Source organism: Streptomyces sp. NPDC022910, assembly GCF_055561075.1.
Window position 1 is genome coordinate 221,127 of record NZ_JBVHHL010000006.1, and the last position, 14,951, is coordinate 236,077.

Consider the following 14,951-nt stretch of genomic DNA (forward strand, 5'->3'; position numbering starts at 1 on the left):
GGGCCTACGCGGACTTGCGGCTGTCCCGCGGATGAACCGCGATGTTCATCGCGCCGGAACGGAGAACGGCCAGACGCTCCGCGAGGACCTCCTCGAGCTCCTCGCGGGTGCGCCGCTCCATCAGCATGTCCCAGTGCGTACGCGCAGGCTTGGCCTTCTTCTCTTCCGGGCCTTCGCCGTCCACCAGAAGTGCCTGGGCCCCACAGACCTTGCACTCCCACTCCGGCGGGATCTCCGCCTCGACAGAGAAGGGCATCTCGAAGCGGTGCCCCTTCTCGCATGCGTACTCCACGGCCTGGCGCGGGGCCAGGTCGATGCCGCGGTCCGTCTCGTAGCTGGTCACCACGAGGCGCGTGCCGCGAAGAGCTCGCTCACTCATGAATCGTGCCTCCCGGGCTTGTCGCCCACAGGACAGGTGTCGCTGTCGTCGTCATCCGGTCAACGTCCGGTCGGCGGTAAAGATTCCCGTTCCGAGTCCCGTTCCGGGTCATGCGTCGCCGTCGTAGCCGCCCCTTGTTGTACCCACCGGCGCCCGGTTTGTCACATCTGCTAGCAGATGTCACCCAGCGTTTCGGCTCCTTTGACGCGCAGTAACGGTACGCCTGGCAGGCCAAACGCGTACACTACCGCCCTTTGCCGCCGGGTGCTAAATCCTCTCGGGGACCGGATTGCCCGCGTCGCGCACCGCCTGCCCTACCGGGACCCGCGCCAGCAGCACGAATCCGATGATGAAGAAGGCGACGAGCGAGATGATCGCGTCCCGATAGCTTCCGGTCAGCTGATAGGTGATGCCGAACAGAAGCGGGCCCAGCCAGCTCATTCCGCGGTCGCTCATCTCGTAGGCCGAGAAGTACTCGGCCTCCTTGCCGGGCGGCACGAGATGGGAGAAGAGGGAGCGGGACAGTGCCTGGCTGCCGCCCAGGACCAGTCCGATGCAGGCCGCCAGGACGAAGAACCAGACCGGGGCGCCGGCGGGCAGGAAGTATCCGGCGCCGAGCGTGACGGTCCAGGCGACGAGCGAGCCGAGGATGGTGCGCTTGGCGCCGTACGAGCGGGCCAGCCGCCCCATGCCCAGAGCGCCGCCCACGGCCAGCACCTGCACCAGCAGAACGGCGGAGATCAGCGTGGACTGGCTCAGGCCCAGCTCCTCCGAGCCGTACACCGACGCCTGCGAGATCACCGTCTGGATGCCGTCGTTGTAGATGAGGTACGCCAGCAGGAAGGCGAGGGTGAGCGGTTTGCCGCGCATGTCACGGATCGTGGCCGCCAGTTGCCGCCAGCCGTGCACCGCGGGTGCTGTGGACGTCGTACGGCGGTCGCGCAGCCGCCTGAGCGGTACCAGCGTGAAGGCGCCCCACCAGATGCCCGCCGAGGCCAGGCAGAGGCGGACCGCGGTCGACTCCGAGACGCCGAAGGAGTCGTGTGCGGTGAAGAGGACCAGATTCGCGATCAGGACCAGGGAGCCGGCCGCGTAGCCGAAGGCCCAGCCGCGCGAGGAGACCGCGTCGCGCTCCTCGGGCGGTGCGATCTGCGGAAGATAGGAGTTGTAGACGACCATCGAGACGGCCACCGACGCGTTGGCGACCACCAGCAGGAGACCGCCCAGCAGATAGCGGTCGCCGTCCAGGAAGAACATGCCCGTGGTGGCCGCGGCACCCAGATACGCGCACAGGGCGAGCAGCGGCTTCTTGCGTCCGGTGCGGTCGGCCGCCGCGCCCGCGAGCGGCATCACGAGGATCGCCAGGACGACAGAGGCGGAGACGCAGTACGCGAAGAACGAGCCCGCGCGCACCGGGATGCCCAGCGGGTGCACAAAACCGTCCGCGTCCGCCGCCGACTTGGCCACCGCGGTGAGATAGGGGCCGAGGAACACGGTCAGCACGCTCGTCGAGTAGACGGAGCACGCCCAGTCGTAGAAGTACCAGCCACGCTGTTCGCGCCGCCGCCCGGCGGCGTCGTCGGTCTCCGCCGCCCGCACGGTGTCGGTGCCCACCCGTGCCCTCGCTTCCCCGTGGAACGTGATCGTGCGCGGGGCGTTCAGACCCAGGTGCCCCGGTCCTCCAGGACCTCGCGCAGTGTGTCGATGTGATCGGTCATGATGCCATCCACTCCGAGGTCCAGGAGCCGGTGCATGCGCTCGGGTTCGTTGATCGTCCACACGTGCACCTGCAGCCCGAGCGCGTGGGCGGTGCGCACGAAGCGGTGGTCCACCACGGGGATGCCCGACTGGGACTCCGGAACCTGGGCGGCGACCGCCGAGCGCCGCAGTGCCGCTGGTATGCCCCAGGAGCGCAGCCGCAGGCCGAGCACACCCCGGGTGCCGTACGACGTCGCCAGGCGCGGCCCGGCCAGGCGCTGGGCGCGCACGACGCGAGCCTCGGAGAACGATCCGACGCAGATCCGGTCCCAGGAGTCGGTGCGTTCGATCAGATCGAGCAGGGGGTGCAGGGCGGGCTCCGCCTTGACGTCGACGTTCCAGCGGACCTCGGGGAACTCCTCGAGCAGCTCCTCGAAGAGGGGTACCGGCTCGCTGCCGGCCACGCGCGCGTGGCGCACGTCCTTCCAGGGCAGGTCGGCAATCCGCCCCGCCCCGTCCGTCACCCGGTCGAGAGTCGCGTCGTGGAACGCCACCAGCTTCCCGTCGGCGGTGGCGTGCACGTCCGTCTCGATGTAGCGGTAGCCCGCCGCCACCGCGCGCCGGAACTGGGCCGCGGTGTTCTCCAGGCCCTCCGCCGCCCCGCCCCGGTGGGCGAAGGCGATCGGGCCGGGATGGTCGAGATAGGGGTGGCGTATGAGGGTGGTCACCCGGGCAGTATCGCTCGCTCCGGTTGCCCGGCGGCAACGACCGTGCTGCCTCCCGATGCCGACGGGACGGCGAACACGCGCAGGAAGAGCTGGGCGAGCGGGCCGATGGACAGCGCGTACAGCACGGTGCCGACTCCGACGGTCCCGCCGAGCGCGAACCCTGTCGCGACGACGACGATCTCCACGGCCGTACGGATCAGCCGGATCGAGCGGCCCGTGCGCCGCTGCAGCCCGGTCATCAGGCCGTCGCGCGGGCCGGGGCCGAAGTTCGCGGCGATGTAGAGGCCGGTCGCCACGCCGTTGAGCACGACGCCCGCCACCAGAAGGGGAACCCGTACGGCCAGAGCGTGCACGTCGGGGAGCACGGCCAGGGTGGCGTCCATGGCGAAACCGATCACGAGGACGTTGGAGACGGTGCCGAGACCGGGGCGCTGGCGCAGCGGGATCCACAGCAGCAGGACCGTGGCGCCCACGATGGTCAGCACCACGCCCATGCTGAGTCCGGTGAGCTTCGCCAGGCCCTGGTGGAGGACGTTCCAGGGCTCGAGACCGAGACCTGCCTCCACGAGGAGGGCGGAGCTCGCACCGTACAGCGCGAGGCCTGCGTAGAGCTGGATCAACCGCCGTCCGAGACGGCTCCTCGTGGACGAGTCGGCGGACAAAACGAACCCCCCTGTGGTGGATGTGGCCTGACCCGTGTCACTCTGTGGCTTGGCAAGAGAAGCCATCCATGGCCAATTCAGGGAAGGTGGACTGGGAATCATGGCGCAGTGGACCTCGGCGGTGGGTGCGGCACAGCTCGCCCGGCTGCTCAACTCCCAGCAGGACCGTCCCGCGGGTCCCGGCACCCGCCGCCAGCCCGCCTATCGCGCGCTCGCCGACGGCATCCGGCTGCTCGTTCTGGAGGGCCGTGTGCCGGTCGCGGCCCGGTTGCCCGCCGAGCGGGAGCTGGCGCTCGCCCTCTCCGTGAGCCGTACGACGGTCGCCGCCGCGTACGAGGCGCTGCGCACCGAGGGTTTCCTGGAGTCCCGTCGCGGAGCGGGCAGCTGGACCGCCGTGCCGGCCGGGAACCCGCTTCCGGCTCGCGGGCTAGAACCCCTCCCGCCCGAGGCGCTGGGCTCGATGATCGACCTGGGCTGCGCGGCGCTGCCCGCACCCGAGCCCTGGCTCACCCGTGCCGTACAGGGCGCCCTGGAGGAACTGCCGCCGTACGCGCACACGCACGGCGACTATCCGGCGGGTCTGCCCGCGCTGCGCGCCATGCTCGCCGAGCGCTACACGGCGCGCGGCATCCCGACCATGCCCGAGCAGATCATGGTGACCACGGGCGCCATGGGCGCGATGGACGCGATCTGCCATCTCTTCGCGGGGCGCGGCGAACGCATCGCGGTCGAGTCGCCTTCCTACGCCAACATCCTCCAGTTGATGCGGGAGGCGGGCGCCCGCCTGGTCCCCGTGGCCATGGCCGAGGGACTCGACGGCTGGGACCTCGACCGCTGGCGCCAGGTGCTGCGGGAGGCTGCGCCCCGGCTCGCCTACGTCGTCGCGGACTTCCACAACCCGACGGGCGCGCTGGCCGACGAGGACCAGCGCCGCCGCCTGGTCGAGGCGGCCCGCTCCGCCGGGACGGTCCTGGTCGTCGACGAGACGATGAGCGAGCTGTACCTGGAGGAGGGACTGGAGATGCCGCGCGCCGTGTGCGGCTTCGACCCGGCGGGCTCGAGCGTGATCACCGTGGGCTCGGCGAGCAAAGCGTTCTGGGCGGGCATGCGGATCGGCTGGGTGCGGGCCGCCCCCGATGTGATCCGCAGCCTGGTCGCGGCACGCGCGTACGCCGACCTGGGCACGCCGGTGCTGGAGCAGCTGGCCGTGAACTGGCTGCTCAGCACGGGCGGCTGGGAGCAGGCGGTGGATCTGCGGCGCGGACAGGCCCGGGAGAACCGGGACGCTCTGGTCGACGCGGTGCGCAGGGAGTTGCCGTCGTGGGAGTTCTCGGTGCCGCAGGGTGGCCTGACGCTGTGGGTGCGCACGGGCGGACTGTCGGGGTCCCGGCTCGCGGAGGCCGGGGAGCGGGTCGGCCTCCGGGTGCCGTCCGGACCTCGCTTCGGCGTGGACGGCGCGTTCGAGGGGTACGTGCGGCTGCCGTTCACAGTGGGCGGCGCCGTGGCGGAGGAGGCGGCCGTGCGCCTTGCGGCCGCGGCGCGCCTGGTGGAGACGGGGGCGTCGGGCCCGGGGGAGGCGCCGCGCACCTTCGTCGCCTGATCCGCCGCCGGGGGCGACCGCTCCGTCGTCGCGTCCCGGATGCGGCGTGCCGGTGGTCCGGTCAGCCCTCCGCGGCCACTGCCTCCGCAGTCACCGCACGGACGGACGCGCTCCGCCCCGGGAGCAGCCCCAGGACCGCCTGCCGGTGATGTTCGCTGGTCGCGTCGTCGTACGGGTCAGGGGTGGCCGGCACCTGGAGGCGGTGGACCGGGCCCGAACCCAGGCGGGCGTAGCCGCGGCCGGGCGGGACGTCCGTGGTGGGCGTGGTGTGCGGCGGCGCGCCGAGCACGGCCTCCAGTTCGGCCGGAGAGGCGGGGCCGAGCGCCACGCGCGCGCGGGTGTACTGGCGCACCGCGTCGGACAGGCCGTCGAGACCGTCGAACTGCTCGGCGACCACGACCGTGACGTTCGCCGCACGCCCGTGCCGCAGGGGAACCTGGAGCAGTGTCTGGGGATCCCTGCGTCCGTCGGCCGCCGCGAGATGCCCGAGCACGCTCGGCCGGTCCAGCAGGATCCACAGCGGGCGCCTCAGGTCGTCCGGCGGAGGGTGTCCCGCCTGCCGGGCCCGGTTCGCGGAGATCAGCCGCCGCTCCGTCTCATGGGTCGCCCACTCCAGGCTCGCCGCAGCCCCCGCGAGGCCGGACTCGACCGCGAGTACGCCGTCCCGGCCCGTCAGGCAGGCGTACTCGCCGCTGCCGCCCCCCTCGACGATCAGAACGTCGCCGTACTGCAGTGCCTGGAGGGCGATGGAGCGTACCAGCGTCGTCGTACCGCTGCCGGGTGCCCCGGCGATCAGCAGGTGCGGCTCGGTGGAGCGCGTGCCCGTGCGCCACACCACCGGAGGCACGTCGCGCTGCTCCTCCCCGTGGGTGAGAGGGAGCGTGCGCTGGACGCCGGTGGGGTCGGTGAAGCCGAGGACCGTCTCGCCCGGCGCGGTCACGAAGCGCTGCGCGGCGATGTCGGTGGGCAGGGGCGGCAGCACGGTCATCGTCAGCTCGTTGCCCTCCTCGTCCCACTGGAAGTGGTACTCGCGGCCCCGGCCCGACTTGGTGTGCAGGAGTTGCTCGATCCGCGCCCGCGACTCGGCCTCACCGTCCGTGAAGTAGGCGGGATAGCGGATGCGGAGGCGCGAGATGCGGCCGGTCTCGTCGAAGTCGTAGGAGGAGAACCCCTGGGTCCAGTCCCCACCGTGCGTGTACAGCGGAGCCGGGTCCTCGGCCACCGAGAAGTACGGCACCAGCGCCTCGTACAACGACCGCAGACGCTTGATCTGCGCGTCGTCCGGGCCCGTGGGCCGGGGTGCTCCGCGGTCCCGGCCCCGCCAGGCCGCCACGGCCATGACGGAAATGGCGGCGAACAGCGGCCCGTACGGCATCAGGGCGACGACCAGGATCACCGAGGCGACCAGGAAGAGGAGCGGTCCCCGCCGGTCCTTGGGTGTCTCGGCCCACTTGCGCCGCCCGGCTCCGGCCAGCCGGCGTAGACCACGCGTGATCGTGATCACCGGGTGGAGGACATCGGTCGCGCCGTTGGCCGCTGTCCGCGCCAGCTCCCGGCTGCGGGCGATCTGTGCGCTGCCGTTGCTCAGAATGCGGGGGAGGGGGCGCCGGGCCACTTCGTTCTCCTGGAGTGCGTGCGGAGGAGGGCGGGGTCAGAAGTTGAGCCCGCCGAGGAGGCTCGCGAGGCTGGCTCCACCGGCCTTGATGCTCGGGGCCACAGCGGTGTTCGAGAGGTAGAAGCCGAAGAGCCCGCAGACCGTCGCGTGCGAGCCCTTCAGCCCGTGGTTGCGGCAGAACAGGAAGACGACGGTGCCGAGCAGCACGACGCCGGAGATGTTGAGGATCATTGCTCTCTCCTGGTTCACGGGGACAGTCACCATGAGTCCTTCCAGGCTCACAGAATGTATCCATACGATAAAAGGTGCAACTGGGTGAAATTGCGCAGTTTTCCCCTGGCTGGCGGAGCCGTCCTGCGTCTCCGGCCAGGTCTTGGCCCTCGGCCGACGCTGCCTGTGATCTTTGCCTGGTGCGCCGCCCGTCATCCGCCGCCGAAGCCAGTACGCTGGCGATTCACCCGTACGGCGTCACCGCTCGCCGCCGTACGAGCCCGCGTACGACGCCCGCTCGCTGTCGTACGCTCCCGCAGTCCCCAGCAGTCGTAGCGAGAGGCGGTCCGGCCGATGAGCGAAGCCCCAGATCCCGAGGTCGTGGAACTGGCGACCAAGATCTTCGACCTTGCGCGCCGAGGCGAGACCGAGGCGCTCGTGGCGTACGTCGACGCGGGCGTTCCGGCCAACCTCACCAACGACCGTGGTGACTCCCTGGTGATGCTGGCCGCCTACCACGGCCACGCCGACGCCGTCCGGGCCCTGCTGGAGCGCGGCGCCGAGGCCGACCGTGTCAACGACCGAGGCCAGACCCCGCTCGCCGGCGCGGTCTTCAAGGGCGAGGACGAGGTCATCCGGGCCCTCCTGGACGGCGGCGCCGACCCGGCCGCGGGCACCCCCTCGGCCATCGACACCGCTCGGATGTTCGGCAAGAACGAGCTGCTCGAACTGTTCGGCGCACACTGATCCGAACATTCCGACCAGCGAAGACGACGAAAACGGGGGAGGCGGTACGGGGCCGCCCGAAATAAGGTCGCGGCAGCGTGAGACGCCGGGTCATCATGACGTCGTGGTTCACGGACGCGATGGCTGGGCAGGTGTCGCCGCACCGCGCGGGCCGTGATGCGGTCCGCATGGGCCACCGACGAGAGGCAGAGGAAGATGGTCTACAGCAAGCAAGCGACGGCGGGCGCCCCGACGTGTTGTCACGCGGCCAGGTAGTACGTGTCCCCCGGTTGCGTCGACGCTTGATGTGAGGCTGTTTCCCATGTTCGAACCGGTCATAGCGCCCAGCGGTACGCTGCTCGGCCTCCTCCAGAGGGGCCGCGGCGACGGCACGCTGCACGCGCTCACCGCACCGCGCGCCGAGGCGCTCGCGGCTCTCAACCACTGCGTGCTGCAGGATCCCCGCCACGACTGGCAGGTGGAGAACCGCTCCCTCTACTACGCCCGGCTCTTCCTCGACCTGCACGGCGAGCTGGACGACATCGAGGCGCATCTGTTCGGCGCCGAGGACGTCCTCGACACCGACGAGTGCCGCACCGGGCTCGCTCTCGCGGTCCTCGGGCACCTCGCCTCGTACGGCCGACGCGACGCGCTCGAACTGCTGCGCAGGTACGCGGCTTCGGGCACCAACTGGGCCTGGGCCCTGGACGAGCTGGCGCTGCGTGACGACGACGCGGGGCTGCGCTCCCTCGCCGCCCCTGTCCTGGCCCGTTTCCCGGCCGACGCCGAGGGCGAGGCCGAACTCGCCGCCGCCGTCCGGGACGCCTTCGAGCCACGGCCCTGGCGGCTGTGGGCCGACGACCCGCGTGAATCCATCGCCGCGCGTGTGCGTGCCGCGCAGGAGGCCGGCTGCTTCGACCGATGGCAGCGGCAGCTGCGGTCCCAGGGACCCCGGCCGGGGTGGAGTGTGCAGGCCGTCTTCGACTGGGCCCAGCAGGGCATCGAGCGCGGCGCCGCGCTCCATGTACCAGCCGCCCGCTGCCTCGTCGCCGTCGCGGGCCCGGAGGACCGGCCCGAGATCGTCGCGGCCGCCCGCTCCGGCGGTGACGGGGCCCGCTGCACCGCGCTGCGCTATCTCGCCGACAGCAACGATCCCGACGCCCTGGACCTGATCGAGGGCGCCGTGTCCACCGGGTCCGCACTCGTCGTCGACGCGGCAGCGGACGCCTTCGAACGCATGCGCAGTATCGCGGCCGTCGACCGGGCGCGCGGCTGGGCCCGCAGGCCGGACGTCCTGGGTGCCGCCGCCGGGCGCATGCTCGCCTGCCGGGGTGGCGCACAGGACAGCGACCCGGTGCTCGCCGCGCTCCGCGAGGCGGTCCGCGGCGAGGGCCCCGACGCGCCGACCCTCTGGACCCTCGTCGACGGTGCCGGACGGCTCGGCATCGGCTGCGCCGCACCGGTGCTGCGCCATATTTACCGCGAAACCGCCTCGTCCCACCTCCGCGGCCGCGCCGCCCGCGCCCTCGCCGCCACCGACCCCTCCTTCCCCGCCGGATTCGCCGTCGAGTGCCTCTGGGACTGCGAGGAGTCCACCCGTGAGATCGCCGCACGGCACGCCGAGACGGGCGACGCCCGCGTCGTCGAGCGACTGCGTCGGCTCGCCGCGGATCCGGCCGAGGAGGCCGAGGTCCAAACCGCCGTACGCAGCCGGATCGGGCCGGACATGCCAACCGTATGAACGTTCGGTGACTCATGAGTCAGGAACGTGTGGACATGGACTGACCTGCCCGGCTGCGCAGCCCAACGCTCATGGGACGTTCTCCGGCCGGAAAGATCGACGTTGACGCGGCCACGTCCGGCACGGCGACAACACGGGTATGCGTGTCGTCATCGTGACCGAATCCTTTCCCCCCGATGTGAACGGCGTGGCCCACTGCGCGCTCCAGACCGCCCGGCACCTCGTCGATCGCGGTCACGTTCCCCTCGTCGTCGCCCCGGCCACCGGCGCCGGGAACGGGCCCGACGCCCTCGCGCCGTGCCCCGTCGTCCGTGTCCCCTCCCTTCCGCTCCCCGGCTACCCCCAGGTGCGTGTCGCCCTCCCCAGCCGACGCGTCGCCGCGGCGATCGCCGAACACCGCGCCGACATCGTGCACCTGGCCAGCCCCTTCGTCCTCGGCGTCCGCGGCATGGCGGCCGCGGCCCGGCTGGGCATCCCGGCCGTCGCCATCTACCAGACCGACCTGGCCGGATACGCCCGTACCTACATGGGTGCCGGAGAGGCCGCGGCCTGGCGGCGCATCCGCTCGGTGCACGGCGCCGCCGACCGCACCCTCGCGCCGTCCAGCGCGGCCCTGCACGACCTGGAGGCGCACGGCGTCCCCCGGGTGCAGCTGTGGCCGCGCGGCGTCGACACCGTCCGCTTCCGTCCCGACCTGCGAGATGATGCGATCCGCCGGGAGCTCGCCCCGAACGGTGAGTTGATCGTCGGCTACGTCGGCCGGCTCGCCCCCGAGAAGCACGTCGAACTCCTCGCCGGTGCCTGCGGTCTCGACGGTGTACGCGTCGTCGTCGTGGGCGACGGGCCGAGCGAGACCACTCTCCGTGGCGCCCTGCCCGGCGCCGCCTTCCTTGGCCGTCGCACCGGTGACGAACTCGCCCGGATCTTCGCCTCACTGGACGTCTTCGTGCACACCGGCCCGTTCGAGACGTTCTGCCAGACCGTGCAGGAGGCCATGGCGAGCGGCGTGCCCGTCGTCGCGCCCGCCGCGGGCGGACCGCTGGACCTGGTGACCCACGGCCGCACCGGGCTGCTCGTCCCGCCCGGTGACGCGGCCGGCTTCCGGGACGCGGTGTGGGCGCTGGCCGCCGACCCCGCGCTGCGGGCGGAGTACGGGGCCGCCGGGCGCGCCACCGTCGAGGGCCGCACCTGGGCGGCCGTCGGCGACCAACTGATCGGGCACTACGCGGACGTGCTCGCCACGCGCAGGACGGCGGTGGCGGCATGAGCTTCGCCACCGAGCGGGTCGGCGGTGCTCTGCGCATAGTGCGGCTCGCCAATTTCGTCGCGCCCGCCTCCGGCGGTCTGCGCACCGCTCTGCGCGAACTGGGCAAGGGCTTCAAGGAGGCCGGCCACGAGCCGGTGCTCATCGTGCCCGGCGAGCGTCACAGCGACCAGGAAACCGAACAGGGACGGGTCATCACCCTGCCCGGGCCGCTGCTGCCCGGAACCGGCGGCTACCGGGTCCTCACGGACAAGCGGCGTGTCGCCGCCCTTCTGGAGGAACTGGACCCCGACCGGCTGGAGGTCTCCGACCGGACCACGCTGCGCTGGACCGGGAAGTGGGCGCGGCGCGCCCGGATCCCCGCCGTGATGGTCTCCCACGAGACCGCAGACGGGGTCCTGCGCACCTGGGGCCTGTCCGAGGACCTGTCCCGGCGCGCCGCAGACGCCCTCAACACCCGTACGGCGCACACCTACGCTCGCGTGGTGTGCACCACCGAGTTCGCCGAGCGCGAGTTCGTGCGGATCGGGGCCCGCAACGTCGTACGGGCCCCGCTCGGCGTCGACCTGGAGCAGCGGCACCCGGCGCTGCGGGACCCCGGGCTGCGCGACCGGTACGCGCGCGGGGGCGAGACGCTGCTCGTCATGTGCTCCCGCCTCTCCGTGGAGAAGCGGCCCGGTACGGCTCTGGACGCCCTGGAGGCCCTCCTGCGGCGCGGACGGCATGTCGTGCTGGTGGTCGCCGGTGACGGGCCGCTGCGGGCCCGGCTCGAACAGCGGGCGCAGGAGCGGCGGTTGCCGGTGACCTTCCTCGGCCACGTCGGCGACCGCGATCTGCTCGGCTCGCTGCAGGCCACCGCCGACGTGTGCCTGGCTCCGGGGCCCGCGGAGACCTTCGGGCTCGCCGCCCTGGAGGCGATGGCCTGCGGCACGCCCGTGGTGGCCAGTTCGCTCTCCGCGCTGCCCGAGGTCATCGGCTCCGCGGGGGCCACCGCCGTGAACACCGGCGACGCCTTCGCCGACGCGATCGACGTCCTCATGGAGCGGTCCGAGTGCCTGCGCCGGGAAGCAGCACGCGCGCGCGCCGAGTGCTTCGGGTGGAAGACGGCGGTCGACGCGTTCCTCGCGGCGCACGACGCGCAGCCGTCCGTCGTGCAACCGACGGCCGTTGACGCCCGTGTGGGAGACACCGCCCGGGAAGGTGTCGGATGAGACCCCTGCGGTTCGTCGCGCTCGGCGACTCGCTGACGGAAGGCGTGGGCGACCCCGTCGGCGACACCTGGCGGGGGTGGGCCTCCCTGCTCGCCGACGGGCTCGCCCCCGTGGGCGCCCCCGCGGAGTTCACCAACCTCGCCGTGAGCGGCGCCCAGACCCGGGACGTCCTGGAACGGCAGACCCCTGCGGCGCTCGACCTGAACCCGGACGTCGTCTCCGTGGTCATCGGCGTCAACGACACGCTGCGCTGCACCTTCGACATCCACGCCGTCGCCTCCCGGCTCGACAAGGTGTACGCCGCCTTCCGGGCCCAGGGGACGGTGTTGCTGACAGCCTGTCTGCCCGACCCCGGGTCGATGCTCCGGCTGCCCGGCGCGCTGGCCCGTCCGCTGGCCAGGCGGCAGCGGGCCGTGAACACCGTCGTGCACGCGCTCTCCGAGCGGCACGGGGCGGTGCATCTGCACGCCGAGGGCGGGGACTGGATCACCGACCGCTCCATGTGGAGCGCGGACCGGCTGCACCCGGGGGAGCGCGGGCACCGGCAGCTCGCCCTGCGTTTCCACGGGCTGCTCGCCGAGGCTGGCGTGGCGACCGGTACCGCGCCGTCGGCCGAGCCTGAGTTCCCCGCGCCCACCCGCTCGGCGAGTCTGTGGTGGCTGGCCACCGCCGGGACGGGCTGGGTGGCCAGGCGGTGCACCGATCTGCTGCCGCAGTTGCTCACCCTCGCCGCCGCCGAGGTGCGGCACAAGGCCTGGGGGACCAGCGCCCGGCTGGACCTGAGCGCCTCGCACGCGGTGGCGTCCGCGCTGGCCGCGCTGTCGGTGGCCGAACAACAGCCGGACGCGGCCTGAGCGGCCGCCTAGCGGCGGCTCACGGCCGTGAACCGGACGGGGGTGCCCGGAGTCGCCTGGGCGGCGGCCGCGAGGTCGGCGGTCCGGACGACCGCGATCACCGGGTACCCCCCGGTCGTCGGATGATCGGCCAGGAAGACGACCGGCCTGCCGTCGGGCGGCACCTGGACGGCTCCCAGCACCATTCCCTCACTGGCGATTTCACCCGTCCGTGCGCGCTCCAGGGTGGGACCCTCGGTGCGCAGACCGACACGGTTGCTCTCGGACGACACGCGGTACGCGCGCGTGAGGAGGGTGCGGAGCGCGTCCGCCGTGAACCAGTCCTCGCGCGGCCCCGGCGTCACTCGGAGTACCAGTTCGGCGGGTGGACCCGGCTGCGGGGCGACGTCCACGCGCGCGTGGATGCCGACCGGCTTCCCCAGGGGCAGCACGGCGCCGTCGGTGAGCGGCGGCGGCCCGAGCCCGGACAGCAGGTCCGTGGCACGGCTGCCGAGGACCCGCTCCACGGCCACGCCGCCCGAGACGCCGAGATAGCCGCGTACTCCGGACCGGGCGGGCCCGATGTCGAGCAGCGCACCGCCAGGGATGCGCACCGGGGCACCCCAGGGCGCGGGACGGCCGTCCAGGGTGACCGGGCAGGGCGCACCGGCGACGGCCACGGTGACCGTCGAACGCGGCCGTACGGCACAGCCGTTGAGCGTGGTCTCCAGCACGGCCGCCTCCGGGGGATTGCCGACCAGCCGGTTGACGAGCGCCGCCGCGGGCGCATCGAGGGCTCCGGAGCGCGGCACACCGAGGTGGGCGTGGCCGGGCCGCCCCTGGTCCTGCACGGTGGTCAGCGCCCCGGCCCGTACGACGGAGAGCGCATGATCCGTCATCCGGACTCCACCGGGACGAAGCGGACGCGGGCGCCCGGGGCGAGCAGTGCGGCCGGTACGCGCGTGTGGTCCCACAGGACCGTGTCGGTCGTGCCGATGAGCTGCCAGCCGCCGGGCGACGAGCGCGGGTACACGCCCGTGTACGGGCCCGCCAGCGCCACCGCGCCTGCCGGGACGGCCGTGCGCGGGGTGGCTCGCCGCGGCACGTGGTAGCGGTCCGGCAGACCGGTCAGATAGCCGAATCCGGGCGCGAACCCGCAGAACGCGACCAGGAACTCGGTCGCCGCGTGGATCCGCACCACCTCGTCCGGCGGTACGTCCCACAGTGCGGCGACGTCCGGCAGATCGGGACCGTCGTACCGTACGGGGATCTCGACCGGCTCCCCCACGCGCGCGGGGACCGGCGGGATCTCCCAGTCGGCGAGCCGCGCCGCGAGCCGGGAGGGTTCGGGCAGGCCGTCGAGCAGGACCGTACGGGCGGCGGGGACGATCTCGCGCACCGTCAGCTCGCCCGCGGCCCTGCGGCGGATCAACTCGGCGTGCAGAGCCTGGGCCTCCTCACTGCAGGAGAGTTCCAGGAGAAGGGCGTCGTCGCCGACGGGCAGCGCCCTCATGCGAAGGCCTCCACGCGGACGCCGGAGGCTTCCAGCTCGGCCCGCACCCGGCGGGCCAGGTCCACCGCGCCGGGCGTGTCGCCGTGCAGACACAAGGACCGCGCCCGCACCGGGATGTCGCGTCCGGAGTGGGCCGCGACGACCCCGAAGCGCGCGAGACTCACCGAGCGCTCCACGACCGTGTCGGGGTCGGTGACCACCGCGCCGTCCTGGCCGCGCGGCACCAGCGTGCCCTCCTCGGTGTAGGCGCGGTCCGCGAACGCCTCGGTGACGACCGGGAGTCCGGCCTTGTCGGCCACTTCCAGAAAGAGTGACCCGGGCAGCCCGAGCACGGGCAGCGCGGTGTCGGCGAGCAGCACGCCCTCGACGACCGCCTCCGCCTGCCGCTCGTCGTGGACCACCCGGTTGTAGAGTGCGCCGTGGGGCTTCACATAGGACACGCGGGAGCCCGCCGCGCGCGCGAAGACCTCCAACGCGCCGATCTGGTAGGCCACTTCGGCCGCCAGCTCCGCGGGCGGCACGTCCATCGCGCGCCGTCCGAATCCGGCCAGGTCGCGGTAGGAGACCTGGGCGCCGATCCGTACGCCGCGCTCCGCCGCCAGCTCGCACACCCGCCGCATGGTGGCCGCGTCCCCGGCGTGGAAGCCGCAGGCCACGTTGGCGCTGGTGACGACCGACAGCAGCCGCTCGTCGTCGGTGAGCCGCCAGCGGCCGAAGCCTTCGCCGAGGTCGGCGTTCAGATCGATCATGGTCTCTCCTGGTCGGGTGACG

The 14,951-nt window shown here is 72.8% G+C and carries 15 protein-coding genes; 6 read left to right on the forward strand and 9 right to left on the reverse strand.

The genetic code is table 11. The annotated features are described in order from the left end of the window. Positions 1 to 4: 4 nt before the first annotated feature. The 4 genes from ACZ3TS_RS08820 to yczE form a co-directional block, all read right to left on the reverse strand. On the reverse strand, positions 5 to 379 hold the full coding sequence (locus ACZ3TS_RS08820; RefSeq protein ID WP_467615041.1) for an RNA polymerase-binding protein RbpA: 375 nt from the start codon (positions 377 to 379) through the stop codon (positions 5 to 7). Between the two features lie 267 nt (positions 380 to 646). Continuing rightward, a complete protein-coding gene (locus tag ACZ3TS_RS08825) occupies positions 647 to 1,993 on the reverse strand; it encodes an MFS transporter (RefSeq protein WP_467615044.1) in 1,347 nt (448 codons plus the stop codon). Between the two features lie 44 nt (positions 1,994 to 2,037). Beyond that, positions 2,038 to 2,805, reverse strand: a complete 768-nt coding sequence (locus ACZ3TS_RS08830; protein WP_467615047.1) for a glycerophosphodiester phosphodiesterase — start codon at positions 2,803 to 2,805, stop codon at positions 2,038 to 2,040. Further along, entirely contained in the window at positions 2,802 to 3,533 is a 732-nt protein-coding gene (gene yczE, locus ACZ3TS_RS08835) for a membrane protein YczE (RefSeq protein WP_467615050.1), read from the reverse strand. The genes ACZ3TS_RS08830 and yczE overlap by 4 nt, the downstream gene beginning before the upstream one ends. A gap of 34 nt (positions 3,534 to 3,567) precedes the next feature. Here yczE and ACZ3TS_RS08840 point away from each other — a divergent pair, with 34 nt between their 5' ends. Further along, a complete protein-coding gene (locus ACZ3TS_RS08840; protein ID WP_467615053.1) occupies positions 3,568 to 5,067 on the forward strand; it encodes an SCO1417 family PLP biosynthesis transcription factor in 1,500 nt (499 codons plus the stop codon). A 61-nt stretch (positions 5,068 to 5,128) separates the two neighbouring features. Here ACZ3TS_RS08840 and ACZ3TS_RS08845 read toward each other — a convergent pair whose 3' ends face one another. Continuing rightward, positions 5,129 to 6,682, reverse strand: a complete 1,554-nt coding sequence (locus ACZ3TS_RS08845; RefSeq protein ID WP_467615055.1) for a P-loop NTPase family protein — start codon at positions 6,680 to 6,682, stop codon at positions 5,129 to 5,131. Between the two features lie 36 nt (positions 6,683 to 6,718). Further along, positions 6,719 to 6,913, reverse strand: a complete 195-nt coding sequence (locus ACZ3TS_RS08850) for a hypothetical protein (protein WP_467615154.1) — start codon at positions 6,911 to 6,913, stop codon at positions 6,719 to 6,721. A gap of 333 nt (positions 6,914 to 7,246) precedes the next feature. Between ACZ3TS_RS08850 and ACZ3TS_RS08855 the strand changes: the two genes are divergently transcribed. From ACZ3TS_RS08855 to ACZ3TS_RS08875, 5 genes are all read left to right on the forward strand, one after another. Continuing rightward, positions 7,247 to 7,639 (forward strand): ankyrin repeat domain-containing protein, encoded by a 393-nt coding sequence (locus ACZ3TS_RS08855; protein ID WP_467615057.1) that lies wholly within the window; start codon positions 7,247 to 7,249, stop codon positions 7,637 to 7,639. A 301-nt stretch (positions 7,640 to 7,940) separates the two neighbouring features. Continuing rightward, entirely contained in the window at positions 7,941 to 9,359 is a 1,419-nt protein-coding gene (locus ACZ3TS_RS08860) for a HEAT repeat domain-containing protein (RefSeq protein ID WP_467615060.1), read from the forward strand. Between the two features lie 139 nt (positions 9,360 to 9,498). Beyond that, complete coding sequence (locus ACZ3TS_RS08865; RefSeq protein ID WP_467615063.1) at positions 9,499 to 10,626, forward strand: glycosyltransferase family 4 protein; 1,128 nt, start codon at positions 9,499 to 9,501, stop codon at positions 10,624 to 10,626. Then, positions 10,623 to 11,834: a glycosyltransferase gene (locus ACZ3TS_RS08870; protein ID WP_467615066.1), complete on the forward strand. Its 1,212-nt coding sequence runs from the start codon at positions 10,623 to 10,625 to the stop codon at positions 11,832 to 11,834. The genes ACZ3TS_RS08865 and ACZ3TS_RS08870 overlap by 4 nt, the downstream gene beginning before the upstream one ends. Next, positions 11,831 to 12,688, forward strand: coding sequence for an SGNH/GDSL hydrolase family protein (locus tag ACZ3TS_RS08875; RefSeq protein WP_467615069.1), 858 nt, complete (start codon positions 11,831 to 11,833; stop codon positions 12,686 to 12,688). Before ACZ3TS_RS08870 ends, ACZ3TS_RS08875 begins: the two co-directional genes overlap by 4 nt. 8 nt (positions 12,689 to 12,696) lie before the next feature. On the opposite strand, the gene ACZ3TS_RS08880 is transcribed toward ACZ3TS_RS08875, so the two are convergent. The 3 genes from ACZ3TS_RS08880 to ACZ3TS_RS08890 are packed head-to-tail and all read right to left on the reverse strand — an operon-like array spanning position 12,697 to position 14,929. Beyond that, positions 12,697 to 13,566: a 5-oxoprolinase subunit C family protein gene (locus ACZ3TS_RS08880; protein ID WP_467615072.1), complete on the reverse strand. Its 870-nt coding sequence runs from the start codon at positions 13,564 to 13,566 to the stop codon at positions 12,697 to 12,699. Then, positions 13,563 to 14,180: a 5-oxoprolinase subunit PxpB gene (pxpB, locus tag ACZ3TS_RS08885; protein ID WP_467615075.1), complete on the reverse strand. Its 618-nt coding sequence runs from the start codon at positions 14,178 to 14,180 to the stop codon at positions 13,563 to 13,565. The genes ACZ3TS_RS08880 and pxpB overlap by 4 nt, the downstream gene beginning before the upstream one ends. Next, complete coding sequence (locus ACZ3TS_RS08890; RefSeq protein WP_467615078.1) at positions 14,177 to 14,929, reverse strand: LamB/YcsF family protein; 753 nt, start codon at positions 14,927 to 14,929, stop codon at positions 14,177 to 14,179. Before ACZ3TS_RS08890 ends, pxpB begins: the two co-directional genes overlap by 4 nt. Between the last annotated feature and the right edge of the window lie 22 nt (positions 14,930 to 14,951).

Excerpts from the sequence above, each read along its gene's own strand:
- ACZ3TS_RS08865 (WP_467615063.1), top strand. The coding sequence starts at position 9,499 with ATGCGTGTCGTCATCGTGACCGAATCCTTTCCCCCCGATGTGAACGGC.
- ACZ3TS_RS08850 (WP_467615154.1), bottom strand. The coding sequence starts at position 6,913 with ATGATCCTCAACATCTCCGGCGTCGTGCTGCTCGGCACCGTCGTCTTC.
- ACZ3TS_RS08820 (WP_467615041.1), bottom strand. The coding sequence starts at position 379 with ATGAGTGAGCGAGCTCTTCGCGGCACGCGCCTCGTGGTGACCAGCTAC.
- ACZ3TS_RS08840 (WP_467615053.1), top strand. The coding sequence starts at position 3,568 with ATGGCGCAGTGGACCTCGGCGGTGGGTGCGGCACAGCTCGCCCGGCTG.
- ACZ3TS_RS08875 (WP_467615069.1), top strand. The coding sequence starts at position 11,831 with ATGAGACCCCTGCGGTTCGTCGCGCTCGGCGACTCGCTGACGGAAGGC.
- ACZ3TS_RS08855 (WP_467615057.1), top strand. The coding sequence starts at position 7,247 with ATGAGCGAAGCCCCAGATCCCGAGGTCGTGGAACTGGCGACCAAGATC.
- ACZ3TS_RS08870 (WP_467615066.1), top strand. The coding sequence starts at position 10,623 with ATGAGCTTCGCCACCGAGCGGGTCGGCGGTGCTCTGCGCATAGTGCGG.
- pxpB (WP_467615075.1), bottom strand. The coding sequence starts at position 14,180 with ATGAGGGCGCTGCCCGTCGGCGACGACGCCCTTCTCCTGGAACTCTCC.
- ACZ3TS_RS08880 (WP_467615072.1), bottom strand. The coding sequence starts at position 13,566 with ATGACGGATCATGCGCTCTCCGTCGTACGGGCCGGGGCGCTGACCACC.
- ACZ3TS_RS08860 (WP_467615060.1), top strand. The coding sequence starts at position 7,941 with ATGTTCGAACCGGTCATAGCGCCCAGCGGTACGCTGCTCGGCCTCCTC.
- yczE (WP_467615050.1), bottom strand. The coding sequence starts at position 3,533 with ATGGCTTCTCTTGCCAAGCCACAGAGTGACACGGGTCAGGCCACATCC.
- ACZ3TS_RS08890 (WP_467615078.1), bottom strand. The coding sequence starts at position 14,929 with ATGATCGATCTGAACGCCGACCTCGGCGAAGGCTTCGGCCGCTGGCGG.